The organism is Reichenbachiella versicolor (assembly GCF_003171675.1).
Classification (GTDB): Bacteria; Bacteroidota; Bacteroidia; order Cytophagales; family Cyclobacteriaceae; genus Reichenbachiella; species Reichenbachiella versicolor.
Genome location: NZ_QFZQ01000007.1, coordinates 14,037 through 31,809 on the forward strand (window position 1 = coordinate 14,037; position 17,773 = coordinate 31,809).

General features: G+C 38.0%; 18 protein-coding genes. 11 read left to right on the forward strand and 7 right to left on the reverse strand.

The annotated features are described in order from the left end of the window. Positions 1 to 11: 11 nt before the first annotated feature. Positions 12 to 2,336: a PAS domain S-box protein gene (locus tag DKG80_RS14455; RefSeq protein ID WP_109832078.1), complete on the reverse strand. Its 2,325-nt coding sequence runs from the start codon at positions 2,334 to 2,336 to the stop codon at positions 12 to 14. Positions 2,337 to 2,595: 259 nt separating this feature from the next. On the opposite strand from DKG80_RS14455, the gene glyA reads away from it, so the two are divergent. Genes glyA through rpiB form a run of 3 tightly spaced genes read left to right on the forward strand, consistent with a single transcriptional unit; the run spans position 2,596 to position 5,184 of the window. Continuing rightward, entirely contained in the window at positions 2,596 to 3,885 is a 1,290-nt protein-coding gene (gene glyA, locus DKG80_RS14460; protein ID WP_109832079.1) for a serine hydroxymethyltransferase, read from the forward strand. A gap of 3 nt (positions 3,886 to 3,888) precedes the next feature. Beyond that, on the forward strand, positions 3,889 to 4,749 hold the full coding sequence (gene tatC, locus DKG80_RS14465; protein ID WP_109832080.1) for a twin-arginine translocase subunit TatC: 861 nt from the start codon (positions 3,889 to 3,891) through the stop codon (positions 4,747 to 4,749). Positions 4,750 to 4,752: 3 nt separating this feature from the next. Beyond that, a complete protein-coding gene (rpiB, locus tag DKG80_RS14470; RefSeq protein ID WP_109832081.1) occupies positions 4,753 to 5,184 on the forward strand; it encodes a ribose 5-phosphate isomerase B in 432 nt (143 codons plus the stop codon). Between the two features lie 57 nt (positions 5,185 to 5,241). On the opposite strand, the gene DKG80_RS14475 is transcribed toward rpiB, so the two are convergent. Next, on the reverse strand, positions 5,242 to 6,642 hold the full coding sequence (locus tag DKG80_RS14475; protein WP_162555903.1) for a hypothetical protein: 1,401 nt from the start codon (positions 6,640 to 6,642) through the stop codon (positions 5,242 to 5,244). A 207-nt stretch (positions 6,643 to 6,849) separates the two neighbouring features. Between DKG80_RS14475 and rbfA the strand changes: the two genes are divergently transcribed. From rbfA to DKG80_RS14510, 7 genes are all read left to right on the forward strand, one after another. Then, entirely contained in the window at positions 6,850 to 7,263 is a 414-nt protein-coding gene (gene rbfA, locus DKG80_RS14480; protein ID WP_185140172.1) for a 30S ribosome-binding factor RbfA, read from the forward strand. A gap of 14 nt (positions 7,264 to 7,277) precedes the next feature. Continuing rightward, the gene (locus DKG80_RS14485; protein ID WP_109832084.1) at positions 7,278 to 8,495 is read left to right on the forward strand and encodes an ABC transporter permease; all 1,218 of its coding nucleotides are present in this window, start codon (positions 7,278 to 7,280) and stop codon (positions 8,493 to 8,495) included. Positions 8,496 to 8,506: 11 nt separating this feature from the next. Continuing rightward, on the forward strand, positions 8,507 to 9,010 hold the full coding sequence (locus tag DKG80_RS14490) for a TRAP transporter small permease subunit (RefSeq protein ID WP_109832085.1): 504 nt from the start codon (positions 8,507 to 8,509) through the stop codon (positions 9,008 to 9,010). Continuing rightward, on the forward strand, positions 9,010 to 10,332 hold the full coding sequence (locus DKG80_RS14495) for a TRAP transporter large permease (RefSeq protein ID WP_109832086.1): 1,323 nt from the start codon (positions 9,010 to 9,012) through the stop codon (positions 10,330 to 10,332). The genes DKG80_RS14490 and DKG80_RS14495 overlap by 1 nt, the downstream gene beginning before the upstream one ends. 1 nt (position 10,333) lies before the next feature. Further along, the gene (locus DKG80_RS14500) at positions 10,334 to 10,561 is read left to right on the forward strand and encodes a 4a-hydroxytetrahydrobiopterin dehydratase (protein ID WP_109832388.1); all 228 of its coding nucleotides are present in this window, start codon (positions 10,334 to 10,336) and stop codon (positions 10,559 to 10,561) included. Next, entirely contained in the window at positions 10,562 to 11,239 is a 678-nt protein-coding gene (gene rsmI / locus DKG80_RS14505) for a 16S rRNA (cytidine(1402)-2'-O)-methyltransferase (protein ID WP_109832087.1), read from the forward strand. It begins immediately after the preceding gene. 91 nt (positions 11,240 to 11,330) lie between these two features. Beyond that, positions 11,331 to 12,122 (forward strand): inositol monophosphatase family protein, encoded by a 792-nt coding sequence (locus tag DKG80_RS14510; RefSeq protein WP_109832088.1) that lies wholly within the window; start codon positions 11,331 to 11,333, stop codon positions 12,120 to 12,122. A gap of 28 nt (positions 12,123 to 12,150) precedes the next feature. On the opposite strand, the gene DKG80_RS14515 is transcribed toward DKG80_RS14510, so the two are convergent. The 4 genes from DKG80_RS14515 to DKG80_RS14530 all read right to left on the reverse strand — a co-directional run bounded on the left by DKG80_RS14515 (position 12,151) and on the right by DKG80_RS14530 (position 15,249). Further along, positions 12,151 to 13,245, reverse strand: a complete 1,095-nt coding sequence (locus DKG80_RS14515) for a serine hydrolase domain-containing protein (protein ID WP_109832089.1) — start codon at positions 13,243 to 13,245, stop codon at positions 12,151 to 12,153. 61 nt (positions 13,246 to 13,306) lie between these two features. Further along, positions 13,307 to 14,131 (reverse strand): sulfurtransferase, encoded by an 825-nt coding sequence (locus DKG80_RS14520; RefSeq protein WP_109832090.1) that lies wholly within the window; start codon positions 14,129 to 14,131, stop codon positions 13,307 to 13,309. A 37-nt stretch (positions 14,132 to 14,168) separates the two neighbouring features. Beyond that, positions 14,169 to 14,582: a BACON domain-containing protein gene (locus tag DKG80_RS14525; protein ID WP_109832091.1), complete on the reverse strand. Its 414-nt coding sequence runs from the start codon at positions 14,580 to 14,582 to the stop codon at positions 14,169 to 14,171. Positions 14,583 to 14,736: 154 nt separating this feature from the next. Then, a complete protein-coding gene (locus tag DKG80_RS14530; RefSeq protein WP_109832092.1) occupies positions 14,737 to 15,249 on the reverse strand; it encodes a cupin domain-containing protein in 513 nt (170 codons plus the stop codon). A gap of 449 nt (positions 15,250 to 15,698) precedes the next feature. On the opposite strand from DKG80_RS14530, the gene DKG80_RS14535 reads away from it, so the two are divergent. Beyond that, positions 15,699 to 15,986 (forward strand): hypothetical protein, encoded by a 288-nt coding sequence (locus DKG80_RS14535; protein WP_109832093.1) that lies wholly within the window; start codon positions 15,699 to 15,701, stop codon positions 15,984 to 15,986. A gap of 665 nt (positions 15,987 to 16,651) precedes the next feature. Here the strand turns inward: DKG80_RS14535 and DKG80_RS14540 are convergent. Beyond that, entirely contained in the window at positions 16,652 to 17,767 is a 1,116-nt protein-coding gene (locus DKG80_RS14540; RefSeq protein ID WP_109832094.1) for a caspase family protein, read from the reverse strand. Positions 17,768 to 17,773: the final 6 nt, after the last annotated feature.

Below are 17,773 nucleotides of genomic sequence, written 5' to 3' on the forward strand. Positions count from 1 at the left end.
TCCCCAAATATTTATAATTCTCCAAAGGTAATTTTGAAAATAGAGCCCTTTCCTACTGTACTCTCAACACTGATCTCACCGCCCATAGACTCCACCTGTGCTCTAGTAATAAATAAACCAACTCCTCTTGCGTCGGCATTTTCATGAAAAGTTTTTCGAAGTCCAAATAGTTTAGAACCAAATTTCTCTAGATCAATTCCAAGCCCATTGTCTTCCACTGTCAAGTAACCTATTCCTTCTTTGTGGAATGCTGTTACTTTCACTAAAGGGATTCTATCTTGACTTCGATATTTCAAAGCATTAGTAATTAGATTTTGAAGAATACTCTCTAAATAAACTTTAGGATAATATATTGAAGGCATTTCATCAAGATTTACTTGAATATCCGCTTTCAATTCTTTTATCTCCTGCCCGATACTCTCTAAAATCTTGTCAATTATCCCTTGAATATTGAGCATTCTTCGCTCTTTGTCCAACTCCCATGAAGTCTTAACTACATCATTGAGTTCAACAATTGTCTCATCCAAATTAATAATTGTTTTCCTGATATTCTCCCATACAAATGCCTCATTTTCTGGAGAAGGATCATCATCTTTGATCTTCATCAAAGACATCATATTAGTAATAGGCGCTCTTAGGTTATGAGAGGCAATATGAGCAAATTCTTCTAATTGGCCATTTTGCTTGGCTAGATGGTCATTTAGTCCTTTCAACTTCTCATCATTTTCAAGAATCTGGCGTTGTGCCTCTTTTCTTTCAGAAATATCATAGAAGGCAATTTGAACTGCAGGTACGCCATCATATTCCACTAGAGTACCCATAGCTTCAACTTCTATGATCGAACCGTCAACGCAAATAAACTTTTGCTCATTTCTATGAGGTAGTTTAGTATTATAAATATTCGAAATTCTTTCTTGAGCGACTTTTTTTGAATCAGGATGAACGAAACTCATAGCTTCTTTCCCTATAAAATCAAAAATAGTTGCTCCTTTGGCCAATCTAATTGCTTCTGAATTTACGTGTTTAATGATGCCATTTGAGTGGATTATAATTCCAACTGGAGAATTATCAAATAAGCTTTGATATCTATTTGCTGCTTCAACGACTCTAGCTTCTCGTTCCTTCAGTTCATTTTCAATTCGCCGCAACTCTGTTACATCATTCAGGTTGGTTACAATTTTCTCAAACACCCCATCTTCTCCTTTCACAATAGTTGCAGAAAAAAGAACATCAAGGACTTCTCCATTTTTTTTCTTACACTGAAGAGGTACGTCTTTGCAAAATCCCTGTCTTTTAAATTTTGGAAGAACTTTTGAAATGGCATATGCCAGTGACTTTTGTGTTACAAACTGAAAACAAGACTGTCCAACTACTTCCTCTCGTAAATACCCTGTCTTTTCTAAAAAGAAATCTCCCACTTCTATCACAACCCCCTCATTACTAATGGAATTAAACAATGCCGGCGTATTATTATATAAGGCTCGAAATTTTTGCTCACTTTTTTCGAGCTTTTTTAAATTTTCCATTCTCTCCAGTTCAGTAGCTGCCCTAGTCGAGAAAATGGACAAAATTTTATCTACCTGACGAAATGATTCTGGCGCTTCCGTATACATAGCCGCCATCATACCTATTGGCTTATTTATGAATTGATTGTAGAAAACTGGAACTGCCACAATTCCTGTAAGCTGCCTATCTTTCAACATGAAAAAGTCAGGAAACTGTTTCTCAAAACCTGAACGAATCTCAAGTAAGCCATTCGAGGCTATAATATCAAACGGAGAACTATCTCTTTTACCAATTTGATTTTTACTAATGACTCCATTATCACATATTGACACTGTTTTCAATGTAGTTTTGGAATCATCAAGTAAGAAAATTGCAGTACAGTCAGATTTTAAAGCTTTCCCCAATTGAATTGTCAAATGATCTAAATAGGCATGACCAGTCCATGAAGCTGTACCCTTGTAAATATTCTGAATCAAATCAGCATAATCTAACAACTCATTTTCGCGCTGCTTTTTTTTGGTTACTTCTTTAATCAAAGCGATTGCTCGTTCACCATCTTTAGGCTCTACAAGAACTTCATAATGCTTTAATTGAGCCCCATAGACGTACGAAAAATAAGTAGTCATTGAATCATTATCATCAATAGACTGTATTACACAATCATATAGATCTCTAAGAAAATCGAAATGCTGAATTTTTTTTCCTAGTAATTGTAAATCAACTATAGCTAAATCTACCTCGTCATTAACATGAAGGTCTACTACCAACCCTGATCGTTCTATCATCAAAATTGGATCCTTGACGATACTAAGTAGATCTGCACCAGTCATAGAAGAGTTCTTTTCATTTTAGCCCTGTTAAAATTTCTAGTTTTTGACAGACAGTTGGAATACTGAGACCAATTTGAATAGGTGAATCCTCAATATTAATTGAATTCTAATCAACTCTAATACGCTTTTAAGAAAATAATATAGGGTAAAACCTAAAGTAGGTGTAAGTATTGGACTCACTGCATTCTATCTGATATTAAATCTTTGTAAAATACGGTGCTTCACCTAATTTTGCGCTTCAATAGAAAAACTAAACATCATGCAGAGAGATCAGGAAATCTTTAAGTTGATCGATAACGAAAAACACAGACAGGAAAGCGGTATCGAATTAATAGCTTCAGAGAACTTCACTTCACCACAGGTAATGGAAGCAGCAGGTAGTGTATTAACTAATAAATATGCAGAAGGTCTTCCTGGTAAAAGATACTATGGCGGATGTGAAGTAGTTGACCAAATAGAAGATATTGCAAGAGAAAGAGCTAAAAAGCTTTTCGGAGCTTCGTGGGCCAACGTTCAACCACATTCTGGTGCTCAGGCAAATGCTGCTGTTTTCTTGGCATGTCTAAAACCCGGAGATACTACTTTAGGGTTTGATCTTTCACATGGTGGTCACCTTTCGCATGGTTCACCAGTAAATTTCTCAGGAAAATACTTCGATGCTCATTTCTATGGTGTCGAAAAAGAGTCTGGTCTTATCGATATGGACAAAGTAGCGGCTAAGGCAAAAGATATTAAACCAAAACTAATCATTTGTGGTGCTTCTGCTTATTCTAGAGACTGGGATTACGCGAGATTTAGAGAAATTGCTGATTCAGTTGGAGCATTATTATTAGCTGATATCTCACATCCTGCAGGGTTAATTGCAAGAGGTTTGTTAAATGATCCTGTACCTCACTGCCACATAATAACTACAACTACTCATAAAACTCTAAGAGGTCCAAGAGGTGGTATGATTTTCATGGGAGAAGATTTTGAGAACCCTTGGGGTCTAAAAACTCCTAAAGGTGTTACCAGAATGATGTCTCAGGTACTTGACTCAAGTGTATTTCCTGGAATGCAAGGAGGTCCATTAGAGCATGTGATTGCCGCTAAAGCCATCGCATATGGAGAGGCATTGACCGATGAATATATGGACTATGTGATTCAGGTAAAAAAGAATGCTTCAGTAATGGCAGAGTCTTTCGTAAAGAGAGGTTATAACCTAATCTCGGGTGGAACGGAAAACCATTTAATGCTGATAGATCTAGGTTCTAAAGGTATAACTGGTAAAGATGCTGAAAATGGTCTAGTCTCTGCCGAAATAACCGTAAACAAAAACATGGTACCTTTTGATGAACGTTCTCCATTCGTAACTTCAGGTATGAGAGTAGGAACTGCCGCTATTACTACTAGAAACATGAGAGAAGGGGATATGGATCAAGTTGTAGAGTTAATTGATACTGTATTAATGAATCTTGACAATGAGTCCAAAATCAAAGAAGTAAAAGAAGAAGTAAACAACTGGATGAAAGAGTTTCCATTGTACGCTAATATTCCTTCTCTAGTATAAACGATGTCGAATCTGCCCCTTGATCAACAAACAGAAGTCAAATATGATGAACCTGTAGATCAAACAGAAATGTCATTTTTGGACCATTTGGAGGAACTAAGATGGCACATTATTAGAGCTTTTGTGGCTATCGGAATCTGTACGATAGCTGCATTTCTTTCTAGTTCTATCGTATTTGGCGAGGTCATTTTAGGCCCTTCAAGAACAGACTTCTGGACATATCAGATGCTGTGTAAGCTTTCAGACTTACTAGACACTGCAGCATTGTGCATAGACAAACTCCCTTTCATCCTACAAAGCCGTCAGATGACAGGACAATTTACAATGCACATTACATCATCATTTGCAGTAGGTATTGTCGTAGCTTTTCCATATGCATTTTGGGAGGTTTGGAGGTTTATAAGTCCAGGTCTATATGTCAATGAAAAGAAAGTAGCCAGTGGAGCTGTATTCTATGTCAGTTTACTATTCGCAATAGGTGTACTATTTGGATACTTTATCCTTACACCTTTGAGCGTAAACTTTTTAGCAAACTATCAAATTGATCCAAGCATCTTAAATGAATTTGATATTGTTTCATATGTATCTACTGTGACAACATTGGTACTGGCTTGTGGGCTTTTGTTTCAGTTACCGATGGTAGTATTATTCCTGACAAAAAGTGGTCTACTGACCCCTGAGATCATGAAGCAGTATCGTAAGCACGGTATTGTGGTAATATTCTTTTTAGGAGCTATGTTAACTCCTCCCGACCCTTTTAGTCAAGTATTAATTGCGATTCCGTTGATTGGATTATATCAATTCAGTATCATGGTATCGAAAAGAGCATTCAAAAAAAGAGAACATCAACTTAAAAACGCATAACAAATGAATATCGGAATTGGTGGCGATCATGCCGGGTTCGAATATAAAGGTGAAATCATCAAGTTTATAGAATCTAATGGTCATAAAGCTACTGACTTTGGACCAGGTTCTGCTGAATCTGTAGATTACCCTGACCATGTTCACCCATTGGCAGAAGCAGTAAAAACTGGAGACTGTACTTTTGGTATTTTGATCTGTGGAAGTGCTAATGGAGTAGCTATGACGGCAAACAAGCATCAAGAGATTAGAGCAGGATTGGCATGGAACAAAGAAGTAGCCGAGTTGATTCGTCAACACAATAACGCTAACGTACTTTGTATTCCTGCAAGATTTACGACTCTTGAACAAGCTATCGAATTGGTAAGTACATTCCTAAATACTGATTTCGAAGGAGGAAGGCACAAAAGAAGGGTTGATAAAATAAGCTGTAACTAAACAGTTTACTTAACAGAAAATAATTTGATTTTTACATCACCGAATTAACTAAGCCCACTATTGCTTTAAAATATATATTCCCAATCCTTGAGCTTCATACTGTTGCTCTAGGCTTGGGATTCTTTCGAAAAGATTGGGTATTACTTTTTCCTTATCTATAATCACCTCAGGCAAACTGTTTTCCAATCCTTTATTCACCTCAACTATATTATCATAATAATTAAGTTCATTTAAAACCTTTTTAGAAAGTTCCCAGTTCAAAAAAGGCGAACCTAATCGATTAAGAGTGTATTCGTCAATATCTTCTCCTATGACCCATATTTTTTGTTGCTCACTCATTGTATTTGATTCTTCTACTATTGCATTTTCGTAAATCGCACTTTCCTTAACAAAGAACCAACCATTCAATGCAAATACATTATTAAGTACTAAGAGTACTACTAAAAATGCTCCTGTAATCTCAGCGAACAACCAAAACTTCATGGTTTGTATTAAATGTGCCATAAAAAAAGCTAGGCCTGGAACAAACCAAATCAATTGATAAGAAGAAATCTCATTAATTACCACAATAGACATTCCTCCACCGACTAAACTAAAGAGCATTACGTTTTGGATTCGTACTTGAAAGTTAATGTACCTACCTACTTGAAACATTTTAAAAAAGGCAAACAACAGTATCAGTAGAGGTATTAACACTGCTAAGAATAATTTTGAAAAACCTACATATGAATTAGACGGAATCGACCAAACTGTATGAAAGAAGAATGAGTGGTAATACTCTGAAGCATCATTCCAAAAGTAATATACAGACGCCAGTGTCATTACAATGAGATACGCTGTCACTAATAAGAGCATCCTTCTAACAATAGAACCTGTAAACAATAATAAAGCTATCACGGTTACTCCTAGAAAAAGTACCATACTTAATTCAAACAAAGTAGCAATCGCTAGATAAATCCCCGTATGCACAAAAAGATCATCTCTAGTAGTATTATCCATTCGTTTGAAGAGATTATTAAGAGCCATTAAGACAAACGTCATCGCCATAAGAATTGGCGAAAGCGTCATGAAATCATAAAATAGATTCATGGCGAGTCCATAACAAAACGCTGGAATATAAGTCGATTGACTGTATGCTTTATTGTTAAGCAAGGTTTCATTGAATAGAATAGATTGAACAATAACCAGAATGGTTGACAGAATGAAATAAACCAATCTAGATTGACCAAAAAGAATATCTATCCATTTGTAAACAGAAACTGACAAGGGTCCATAGACTTCCCAAATATCTCTATACATCATGAAGCCATCTGCCAAACGGTCACCGATTAGCATCCATTTGAGTTCAGGAATAATCAAAGGTATCCCTGATATATAAAACGGCAATCTGATCAGTAAAACCAATGCAATAACTCCGAGAATTCGATAAGGGTCGTTGGCTCTGAAATATGCTATCAATGGGAATATAGTTTAATGAAGTCCCCTTACCCATGCGGACAAGAAATCTTCGAAATTTTACTTAATCCCGACCAAAAGTCGGGAGTTTAAACCCAGTAGGGTATTGCCCTGCAGTTAAATCATAATTCAGCTAAGAGCTTTAAAGCGTACGAAAATACGGTTTTATGGAACATAATTTAAATTTATCGAGATATTTGCAACCACATTATGAGCACAACTAGACAACGAAAATATAGCGGTCTAATCCAAAAAGACCTTAGTGACATATTTCAGAAAGATTCAAGACATTGGTTTGGGAACACATTTATCACAGTAACTGAGGTCACTGTTAGTCCTGACTTAAGCTTTGCTAAAGTATATGTTAGTTTGATGATGGTTGCTAATCCTGAATCGTTCGTCAATCAGATGAACGAAATGAAAAAGGAAATCCGAAAAGCACTGGGGACTAAAATTGGCAAACAAGTTAGAATAGTTCCAGATCTGTATTTTGTATTAGACGAGACGCTAGAAAAAGCACAGAGAATCGATGATATATTGTCTGGTCTAGACATCCCCAAAGATACTAAAGTGGATGATGACGACTATGAAGATCTCGATAGTGTAGACCTGGATGATGATTGATTAATGGAAGATTAATGAACTTCTCCCTGTTTATTTCTCGTCGTTACTTTTTTTCTAAAAAGAAGAAAAACTTTATCAATGTCATAGCCATTGTCTCAATGGTAGTCGTTTCGTTGGCTTCAGCGGCGCTTATTATTGGGCTTTCTGTATTTAATGGTATGGAAAACCTATTAAAGAGTATTTATGGTGAATTTGATGCTGCTATTCAAATCACTCCCTCGATTGGTAAATCAATGAAGCTATCACCAGAGCTTAAGTCTAATATTCTCAAAATCGATGGGATCGAAGACATAGTAGAAGTCATAGAAGATAATGCCTTTCTCAAATACAACAATTCTCAGAAAATCGTAAAGGTCAAAGGGGTTAGCCAAAACTTCATTGATCAAAAACGATTAAAGTCTGCTATCCGAGAAGGGGTCTATGAACTTGATAACGGAGAAGAGCCTAGAGCTATTATAGGGAGAGGTATTCAATACAAATTGGGAATCATGATGAAGAATGAATTCACGGCATTGCAGTTCTTCTATCCTAAAAGTGGCAACCCTAGTCGTTCAGCGCCTTACAAAATGTATAATCGAGCTAACATTATGCCTGGAGCTAGTTTTGCTTTAGAACAAACCTACGATGACAACTACATCTTTGTACCTATCAGTTTTGCAGAAAGACTTTTCAGTTATAAAGACAAACGAACTTCGTTGGAACTCATCATTCCCAACAAAAGTGATATTCCTCGAATTCAGAACCAATTAATCAAGGAAATTGGCGAGTCTTATACAGTTTTAAATGCTGAGCAACAACATGCCAGCTTATACAAAGCTCTCAAAATAGAAAAACTCTTTGTCTTCATCTTCCTAATGATGGTCATTGGTCTTGCTTCTATCAATATTTTCTTCTCTCTATCCATGTTAGTGATAGAGAAGAAAAAAGACATTCACATCTTATCTGCTATGGGTGCAAGCTCAGGGCTAATTAGAAAAATATTCTTGTCAGAGGGATTAATTATAGCCTTTGTCGGAGCTGGAAGTGGACTATTACTGGGACTAACAATTGCATGGCTACAGCAGACTTTTGGATTTATCTCAATGAATGTATCTTCAGCTGTGATGCCGGCTTACCCTGTCAAAATCATGGCAAGTGACTTTGGGTTTACAGCCATTAGTATCATTCTCATTACTTTCCTGACATCAATTCAACCTGCTAATAGAGCTTCAAAACTCGCTATTACCCAATAACTAAACCAACTATGAAAAGCCTATCAAACCAGATTGACCGAATCACAGAAACAATAGGTAAAGGCGTGTCATGGTTATGTCTTACTCTGGTAATTTTAATAGGGATTGATGTAGCATTACGATACATTCTCAACTGGAGTAGTTCAGCAAACCAAGAAATGGAATGGCACATATTCGCAACTCTTTTTTTACTAGGATCAGCTTATACTCTGAAACATGATAAACATGTGCGTGTAGATGTATTTTACGCTAAACTATCTACGAAAAATCAAGCATTGATTAACCTTATCGGAACAATAGTCTTCTTACTACCTTTTGCATTCGTAATTTTTTGGACGTCAATTCCATTTGCAGAAGACGCCTATAAGATCAACGAATCTAGTCCTGAACCTGGAGGCTTACCTCATCGATTTATGATCAAATCAATGATCCCAACTAGCGCTTTCATACTATTTCTTCAGGGCATTTCTGAATTACTCAAATCATTCAATACTCTGACCAACCATACTAACTAATGTACGAATATCTTCCGCTTCTATTATTTGCCATCGTATTTGTATTGATCCTTTTTGGATATCCAGTGGCTCTTACCCTAGGAGGCTTATCTGTAATAGCAGGATTAATCATCTATGATATAGATTTTTTCTACCTACTTTCACTAAGGATTTATGGTACGATGCACAATTTTGTACTGGTCGCCGTTCCACTGTTCGTATTCATGGGAATAATGCTAGAGAAGTCAGGATTAGCTGAAAGCCTTCTGGAAACTATGAGTAACCTATTTGGTCGACTTAAAGGAGGGCTTGCTATTTCCGTAGTCATAGTAGGTGGAATGCTAGCAGCTTCTACAGGTATTGTCGGTGCCACTGTGATTACGATGGGATTGATCAGCTTACCAACTATGCTTAAGAAAAATTATTCGACCGAGCTTGCTACAGGGATCATAGCATCATCGGGTACACTTGGTCAAATCATTCCACCATCAATCGTATTGGTACTGCTCGGTAGTGTCTTAAATGTTTCAGTAGGTGATTTATTTACAGCCGCCCTTGTTCCCGGTTTGACTTTAGTCATATTGTATATTCTCTACATTGTAATCATAGCTCAAGTCAAACCTTCTTCAGTTCCAAGTGTCTCTAAAGATGAACTTAAAGATTTTTGGGCAGAAGGTGCTTCTAAGAAAATCATAGTAGCATTTGTGCTTCCTTTTACTTTGATCGTGATGGTGCTTGGATCCATCTTTGCCGGTATAGCGTCTCCCACCGAAGCCGCGGCAGTTGGTGCTTTAGGTGCTATAGGGTTGACTGCTTTACAAAAAAGGCTAAACCTTAGTATTCTCAAGGAAGTAATACGTGATACCACCTTTTTGACATGTATGGTATTCATGATACTAATTGGAGCAGCTTCCTTTTCACTAGTATTTAGAGCGATGGGAGGTGATCGGCTTTTATCTGAAATGATAACTCAAGGGGGACTTTCAGCAAATATGTTCTTGGCTTTGATTCTTATCATCGTTTTCATAGCTGGATTCTTTATTGATTTTATTGAAATCATATTCATAATTGTCCCTGTAGCTGCACCCATTTTCACCTCACTAGGAATTGACTTGATATGGGTGGGGATATTAATCGCTCTTAACCTACAGACTTCATTTTTGACACCTCCGTTTGGGTTTGCATTGTTTTATCTGAAAGGAGTAGCACCTCCAGAAGTTAAAACCAGTCATTTATACCGCGGCATTATCCCTTTTGTAGTAATTCAGCTAATTTTATTATTGATGGTTATTCTATTTCCGGAAATGGTCTCGTTCCTTCCTGATCTTCTAAATGAAAAATAAAATGTGGCAAGAAATCGACAATCAACTCGTTCAAGAATTTACTTTCAAAAACTTCACTGAGGCATTTGGCTTTATGACCAAAGTAGCTATCGAAGCGGAAAAGATGGATCATCATCCTGAATGGAGCAATGTCTATAATCGAGTCACTATTAAGCTGTCAACTCACGATGCTGGTAATATCGTTACAGAAAAAGACAGAACATTAGCCGCTATCATCGATAATTTGTAAATGGAATTTAACTCAGATCTCTACCTTGTCCCTACTCCTATTGGCAACCTCGAAGACATCACTATTCGGGCTATCGAAGTTCTCAAGAATGTTGATTTAATCTTAGCGGAAGATACGCGAACTACTGGTGTTCTTCTCAAACATTTTGATATAAAGAACAACCTAAAGAGCTATCATATCCATAATGAACATCAACAGGTGGAAAGCATCGCTGAACAAATAGCCGAGGGAAAAAAAATTGCCTTGGTGTCAGACGCTGGTACTCCTGGCATTAGTGACCCTGGTTTTTTGCTCGTCAGAGAATGTATCAAAAAAGACATTAAGGTAGAGTGTCTACCTGGTGCAACTGCTTTTGTACCGGCACTGGTGAACTCAGGATTACCTTGTGATCGATTTGTATTCGAAGGTTTTTTACCTCAAAAGAAAGGTAGACATTCGAGACTGGAGGCTCTCAAAGAAGAAACTAGAACCATGATTTTCTATGAATCTCCGCATAGAATAGCCAAGGCTTTAAATCAATTCACCGAGTATTTTGGAGAAGATCGCCAAGTCTCTGTATCGCGTGAGTTGACTAAATTGTATGAGGAAAATGCCCGAGGAACTTTGACAGAAGTCATAGATCACTTTGGAGATAAAAAGGTAAAAGGTGAAATTGTAATAGTATTGGCAGGAAAGTGATCGCATCACCTTATCGCTCCGACCTCCTTTTTAAAAAGGCAATACTATAATCTGGATTGAAAAAGAAGAATATTACCTTAATCATACAAAAATGAAGCTAGCTGAAATCACCAACCATGTCGTGGATCTTGCTAAGGACTGTGGCGAATTCATGAAGAAGGAACGAGAAACTTTCTCTTCGTCTAACATCGAATACAAAGGTAAAAATGACTTAGTGAGCTATGTGGATAAGGAAACTGAGAAAAAGATCGTAGCTCGACTAAAAGAAATACTGCCAGAGGCGGGCTTTATTACGGAAGAAGGCACTGCTGGTTTGGATGGTGAAGAGCTTCAGTGGATTATTGACCCTTTGGATGGCACGACAAATTACATTCACGGATTGCCTTGCTACTCCACGAGTATAGCACTAGCAAAAGGAAAAGAATTACTTATCGGTGTAGTGAACGACGTAGCTCAAGGAGACTGTTATCATGCATTCAAAGGTAATGGGGCTTTTTGCAATGATCAAAAAATCGAAGTATCTCCCAACCCAACTTTGAGCAAAGGGTTAGTAGCTACGGGGTTCCCTTATTATGAGTTCAAAGGCATGAGTAACTATCTCAAGATCATCACTCATCTAATGCAAAACTGTCATGGGCTAAGGCGCTGGGGTAGCGCTGCTATTGATCTAGCGTATGTAGCTTGCGGAAAATACGACGGTTACTTTGAGTATAACCTCAACTCTTATGACGTAGCTGCGGGAGCATTATTAGTACAAGAAGCAGGAGGAACAGTCACTGACTTTTCAGGCAAAGATGATTTTCTTTTTGGCAGAGAGATTGTCTCAGGTAATTCTTCTCAATCAGAAATTTTGGAAGTAATTCAAGAGCATTGGGAGTTCTAATGGCTGAGATACGATCTAATCATTAACCTCATTTTACATCCATAAAAGCAGGTATCAAAACATCCTTCATGATAGCAAAGGGCAACTTATCATCTGGAGAATTATAAGCTCCTCCTGTAAATATGGCTACAATATCCAACTCAGGAACAATCATTATATATTGTCCACCGTTGCCAGTAGCCGCTATAGACCAGACTTCTTTACCTTGAATATCATATGGAATATTCCACCAGAGATATCCATACGGTATTCCTGCAATAGCAGTGATAGCAGTTGTCGATTCCTTTATCCAACCTTTTGAGACTATTTGATTCCCATTATTCAGTCCTCCATTGTGAACTAGTTGACCAACCTTTGCTAAATCTCTTGGCGTGGCATAGAGTCTTTTCGCAGATGAGATCACTTCTTTGGATGAAGTATGTCCCCAATACATGTTCTTAATCGCTAAAGGGTCAAACAAATACTTCTTGGCAAATTGGTCTACTGACATGCCGGATGCCTGCTCCAATATTTCCGCGAGTAACACAACTCCCATACTACAGTAGTTGGAAACTTTCCCCGGATCATTGACCATAGGTAGATCCAGTGTATACTGTAACCAATCATCTTTCTTGGAGACTCTGTCTTCTTGCCCCTTAGATTTCTTATCCCAATCATTGCATTCCAATCCCGTCGACATAGTGATCAAATGTTTGATTGTAATATGATTCTTACGATCATCTAGATTCTTTTTAGGAGTGGGGCTCTTGAGATACTTGAATATTGGATCGTTGATATCCTGAATCAATCCTTGATCCAATGCAATACCAGTCAGCAGAGAGATAATATTTTTACTCACAGATCGAAGATCATGAGGTGTGGCCGCATCATACCCATTGAAATACTCTTCTAGAATGAGTCGTTTGTTCTTGATTAATAAGACACTATGAAGTTGATGGCTCTGATCATCTAACTGATTGAACATGGCATACAATCTGGTAGTATCAATAGCTACGGATCTAAAATCTTGAGTCTGCCAACCGTCATTAAGTGTTTCTGGCTGTGTGTAATGGTAATTCTCCTGAGCAAATACAGAATCCGTTATTAGTAAAAACAGGAATAGGGAAGTACAGATAAATCTCATAATTGGGGAGTGTTTCTTTTATCTGAAGAAATGCTAGTAATGGGTGAGTAGTCGCCTACATTTATGTCAATAGATTTTGACGAGTAGCCCACTCAGTCCAAGAACCATCGAAAACGTACTTTTTATCTTGGAAAACCAATTCACTCGCTAGTAGAATTATACAAGCAGTGACACCCGAACCACAAGTAAATACTAACTCTCTTTTGTCCTCCTTTATCGATTTGAAAATCTCTGTTAATTCCTTTGTAGATTTAAAGAGACCATTTTCTAATACTTCTGTGTAAGGAATGTTTATCGAGCGAGGAATATGCCCACTTTTAATTGACTTTCTAGGTTCGCTCTCTGTGCCTTCGAACCTTCCAATAGATCTAGCGTCTACCAATAAATACTTATCGGAGTCGATATTCCGAAGTATGTCTTCGTAGTATTTTATGTCTATTTCTTCTCCAGAAAAAGTGAAATCTCCCGTATCAAAAGTAGATTCATACTCATTTACTGTCTGGTTACCTTGTTTGATCCATTCTGGCAAACCTCCATTCAAAACCGAAACGTCTTCATGACCAAATGCCTTGAACATCCACCATACTCTGGGGCTAGTATGAATACCTAAGTTATCATAAATCACGATCTTAGATGACTTATTGATTCCAAGTCTCTGAGAAGCCCATTCGAATTGACTTGGTGAAGGAAAGGTGTTAGGAAATTCACTTTCTAAATCAGAAAATTGGTTCTTCAAATCGAAGTGCCTCGCTTTAGGTATTACTTGATTTTTGAACTTGGATTCGCTCCCGTTGGCAGTGGAAATAGGACTGGAGTCCAAAATGACAAGATTGTCGTCATCTAAATTGTCCTTGAGCCAATCTACTGACACTATGTAGTCTTTCATGATTTTGCTTTAATCACAGGCTGATAGCCTATTTGGTTTAATTTCCTGATTGAGTGACTTTTATACTATCAAAATAGTTTCCTGCTTGCAAGGCAATTTTCAAGACTCTTTCGTCAGCAGAGCTGTTTTCAGTCATTGAAATATGAATTTCTTTAGCATTTTTTCTTTCTACAGTAAATTCTGTTTCCTCAATCATAAAACTCTCCTGAGTCGTGTCAATGTCTGTAAGGTCATAAGTCCAATCATCATTTAAACCTATGGCATCTATCCACCACCCAGCTCCTTCAGTAGTTATCATTACAGTATTGGGTTCGGAGGTGAAACTTATCTCTTTTTCTGAGAGCTTTATATTATCACTCCACTTGCCATCAGGATCTTCAGAAGTAGAATCACATGCGAATAGGCTTAAAAAAAGGATTGGAATAATTTTAATAATCAGTTTTTGTTTCATTGCTGGTTGTCTTTATTCAGTTAGTTATTTCATTGAGGATTAATCTTAGAATAGATGGAACAATCTATTCCAAAATACTAAGAACAGCCACTCTATAAAGGTAAAAGGTAACTTTGGAATTTTCGTTTTTTACCCGCCTTATACCTTGGAAAACCTATTGTCTTATCGGTATCATATTGGTTTCATCTACTGGGAAGCTGTCATACTTATTATACAGTTTTAAATACTTCTGGGGATCTACAGGATCTTCACTTAGTATCTGAAGCAGGTCTCGAAAGAAGCCTTCCCGCTTTTGTGATGGGTTGAATATCAATGTGAGTTTAGCACTGTCATTCGTATCATTTTTGAATCCATGTGGTGTAAGTCTAGGAACATATATTACTGTTCCCGGATGGGCCTGATACTCCTTATCTCCTGTTTGAATAGTAACCGTACCTTCATTGACAATAAACGTCTCATCCATGAATCTATGGTAATGCAACTTGGCTCCTATTGCCAAGGGAGGAAGTGAAATTTCATAAACTCCAAGCTGATCATTGGACATCTCGCTGGTGACCTTGAAGGTAATCGAAAGGGTACTAAGCTCTAACCTTTCTCCTTCTCCTTGCTCGATCATCATAGCATTGTCTTGGAGAAGATCTTCTTTATAATTTTCTTCAACACTCATATACACTCTAATTATAGTTGCCCAATATCGGACTTGACCACTATTAAACCTGATCAAGACGATTGCCTATTACCCGTTCTTCCAAAAATGAAACAACCGTAGTTTTGAACTTGTCTTATTGAAAGATAGAACAACCGTAGAATCTTTTGAGTTAGTACACCAAAAAATGACAGTACTAAATAGACCATTTTGGGAGACGCTACTACTCATCTTCGATTTATAAATGTCGTTGCACTTACACTTAAAATAACTGCATTCTCTTTCCAGTTAATTCATATCTTTGACCTGTCAACACATTTTATTAATCGCAATGCGAAAATTTCAAAATCGGTTTAAACAGAAGATACTGGGAAGGCATACGGGTGTAAGTCCCGAGACCTATCTGAGCATTGCTTGGAATGTGTTGACGGTGACCTTCCCTCTTTTTATTAATTACAATTCAAATTCTAATGTCAACACAGAATGGTCAAAGTACTTGTCAGAGCGGAAGTTCGGCAGCTACTTCGGTGGATACACGTCAAGTATCAGAAAATTCAAAGTCTTTAACCCCTGCTCAAATTGAGTTTATCGGTTACGTCACATTTCATGGTATTGAAGACTTTATTAAGTCTTTAAAGATGATTCATGATTTTGCACTGTATCACACGGATTTGTGCTTTGACACAAATGAAAAGTCCGCTCTTTTTGATTTGAAAATTCTCTGGGAAGGATTTGAACGAATTAGAACAGAGTCTTAAAAGCTTAGGAGGACTATATCGGTAGTCCTCTTTCTTTTTGAAAATGTTAGTTGTTTGAATTCTTCCGAAGGGTAACTTCAAACTTAAAGATGAAATCCTAGTGTCTCCTGACACGACCTGCTCATAAAATCATCTCTATATCCTATAATCTGTCTAGTAATTCACAGTAGAACCAGTGCAAAACTTCCCCCCAAGGGCTATTAACTAACCGTATTGAAACATGACACACTTTACTGAATAGACCCATGCATACAGTAAGAGGTTTTCAGGATCTTCCCGAAAGTGTGCTGCAAGTAGCGAGAAGCTTTCGGATCTTCGCGATTAGCTCCTGCAGGTTGCAGGAAAGTCTCGGGTGTACCCGACGGGCTCCTGCAAGCTGCAGGAAGGTTTCGGGTCTTCCCGACGGGTCGCTGCAGGCTGCAGGAAGGTTTCGGGTAAGTCTGAAAGCCCGCTGCAGGCTGCAGGAAGCTTTCGGGTAGTTCTGAAAAGGTGCTGCAAGTTGCAGAAGACCTTCAGATGAACCTTGAGGCTTAAAACCAAGGGGGCTTTGGTAAAATAGAATTATTACCCTACTAGACTGCGCAGGTCTAATAGGGTAATTCGTATCTAACTGCCCATACTCAGTTCGCCTTTGAGAACGAACTGTACATAGTTCTACTTTTCTTCTATTTCTGGATGAAAACGAAATCTCCACCTTCATCTCCTGTCCCCTGCATCACTCCGTACTGAGGAGTACTCGGAGAATTGTTCAATACGGCTGGCTTGATATCGTAAAACATCTGCTCTGTGGTCAGGTATTTGTCACCGTTAGTATTAAGTTTCTTAAGTAGGTATTTCATGAAAGCACTTTCGTCTGGGACTTCAGTCAATGTACCACTTGTGATCGCTTTTCTACTCACCATTTTGTTGAGCTTGAATACCCCCATGCTGGCATTGTTGAAAGCTTTACGGGTCTTGAATATCGATCCTCCGAAGCATGCATCCGTGATCAACAGTGTATGCTTAGTGTCGATCTCCTTCACATAGTCTGTGATGGTATTGTTGCGTAGCCACGCTCGCTTCCTGCCTTTCTCAGCATCGGATGGCAACCAGTATCCGATCTGTGCCTCTTCATCCCAGTAGCCATGCCCTGCATAAAAGATCAGTAAGTTATCATTTTGAGTCACCTTGGCGCTGAGGTTGTCAAGCTCATCTAGGATATCGTTTCTCGTAGGATTCTTGAGTAAAACGGCATCTTCCTGCTGAAAGGTGTACTTTTCTAATAGCAAATCATACAGAGCCTTAGCGTCATCTATTGGTTTGTCCAGTGTCGTGATATTCGGGTCATCGTATTCCTCCACCCCTATCACCAAGGCATAATACTTGGATTTACCCGCTGTAGCACCTTTGCGCTCCTTGGAGATCGTAAAGTTCTTTTGCGTGACGTTTCCGACATTGTCGATGATCTTGAAGATCAAGGTATTTGCTCCTTCGACATAGTTATTGGACACTGTGAAATACCCTGATTCACTTGTCGGTACTACTTTGTCTTGAAACAGTAGTTCACTGACACCACTGGGGTGGGACACGATTCCTTTTATCTCCACCCTACTCTCTGAGGTCTTGATAAAACCACGACTCTCTCCTGCTAGATAATCTGGACTAATGATCTTGAGTGTAGCAGGTACATCTTTGGAATAGTCTACGGTGATCTTGTTGGTAAAACTCCAAACGGACTTTTGTCCCATAGCAGTACTGATGGTCAATACTGCCAATAGAATATATGCGTGTAAATATTTCATCTGTTG

Coding starts and splice junctions, on each gene's coding strand:
- DKG80_RS14485 (WP_109832084.1), top strand. CDS start 7,278: ATGAACTTCTCCCTGTTTATTTCTCGTCGTTACTTTTTTTCTAAAAAG.
- glyA (WP_109832079.1), top strand. CDS start 2,596: ATGCAGAGAGATCAGGAAATCTTTAAGTTGATCGATAACGAAAAACAC.
- tatC (WP_109832080.1), top strand. CDS start 3,889: ATGTCGAATCTGCCCCTTGATCAACAAACAGAAGTCAAATATGATGAA.
- DKG80_RS14530 (WP_109832092.1), bottom strand. CDS start 15,249: ATGAGTGTTGAAGAAAATTATAAAGAAGATCTTCTCCAAGACAATGCT.
- DKG80_RS14510 (WP_109832088.1), top strand. CDS start 11,331: ATGAAGCTAGCTGAAATCACCAACCATGTCGTGGATCTTGCTAAGGAC.
- DKG80_RS14525 (WP_109832091.1), bottom strand. CDS start 14,582: ATGAAACAAAAACTGATTATTAAAATTATTCCAATCCTTTTTTTAAGC.
- DKG80_RS14500 (WP_109832388.1), top strand. CDS start 10,334: ATGTGGCAAGAAATCGACAATCAACTCGTTCAAGAATTTACTTTCAAA.
- rbfA (WP_185140172.1), top strand. CDS start 6,850: ATGAGCACAACTAGACAACGAAAATATAGCGGTCTAATCCAAAAAGAC.
- DKG80_RS14490 (WP_109832085.1), top strand. CDS start 8,507: ATGAAAAGCCTATCAAACCAGATTGACCGAATCACAGAAACAATAGGT.
- DKG80_RS14515 (WP_109832089.1), bottom strand. CDS start 13,245: ATGAGATTTATCTGTACTTCCCTATTCCTGTTTTTACTAATAACGGAT.
- DKG80_RS14495 (WP_109832086.1), top strand. CDS start 9,010: ATGTACGAATATCTTCCGCTTCTATTATTTGCCATCGTATTTGTATTG.
- DKG80_RS14520 (WP_109832090.1), bottom strand. CDS start 14,131: ATGAAAGACTACATAGTGTCAGTAGATTGGCTCAAGGACAATTTAGAT.
- rsmI (WP_109832087.1), top strand. CDS start 10,562: ATGGAATTTAACTCAGATCTCTACCTTGTCCCTACTCCTATTGGCAAC.
- rpiB (WP_109832081.1), top strand. CDS start 4,753: ATGAATATCGGAATTGGTGGCGATCATGCCGGGTTCGAATATAAAGGT.
- DKG80_RS14540 (WP_109832094.1), bottom strand. CDS start 17,767: ATGAAATATTTACACGCATATATTCTATTGGCAGTATTGACCATCAGT.
- DKG80_RS14455 (WP_109832078.1), bottom strand. CDS start 2,336: ATGACTGGTGCAGATCTACTTAGTATCGTCAAGGATCCAATTTTGATG.
- DKG80_RS14535 (WP_109832093.1), top strand. CDS start 15,699: ATGTCAACACAGAATGGTCAAAGTACTTGTCAGAGCGGAAGTTCGGCA.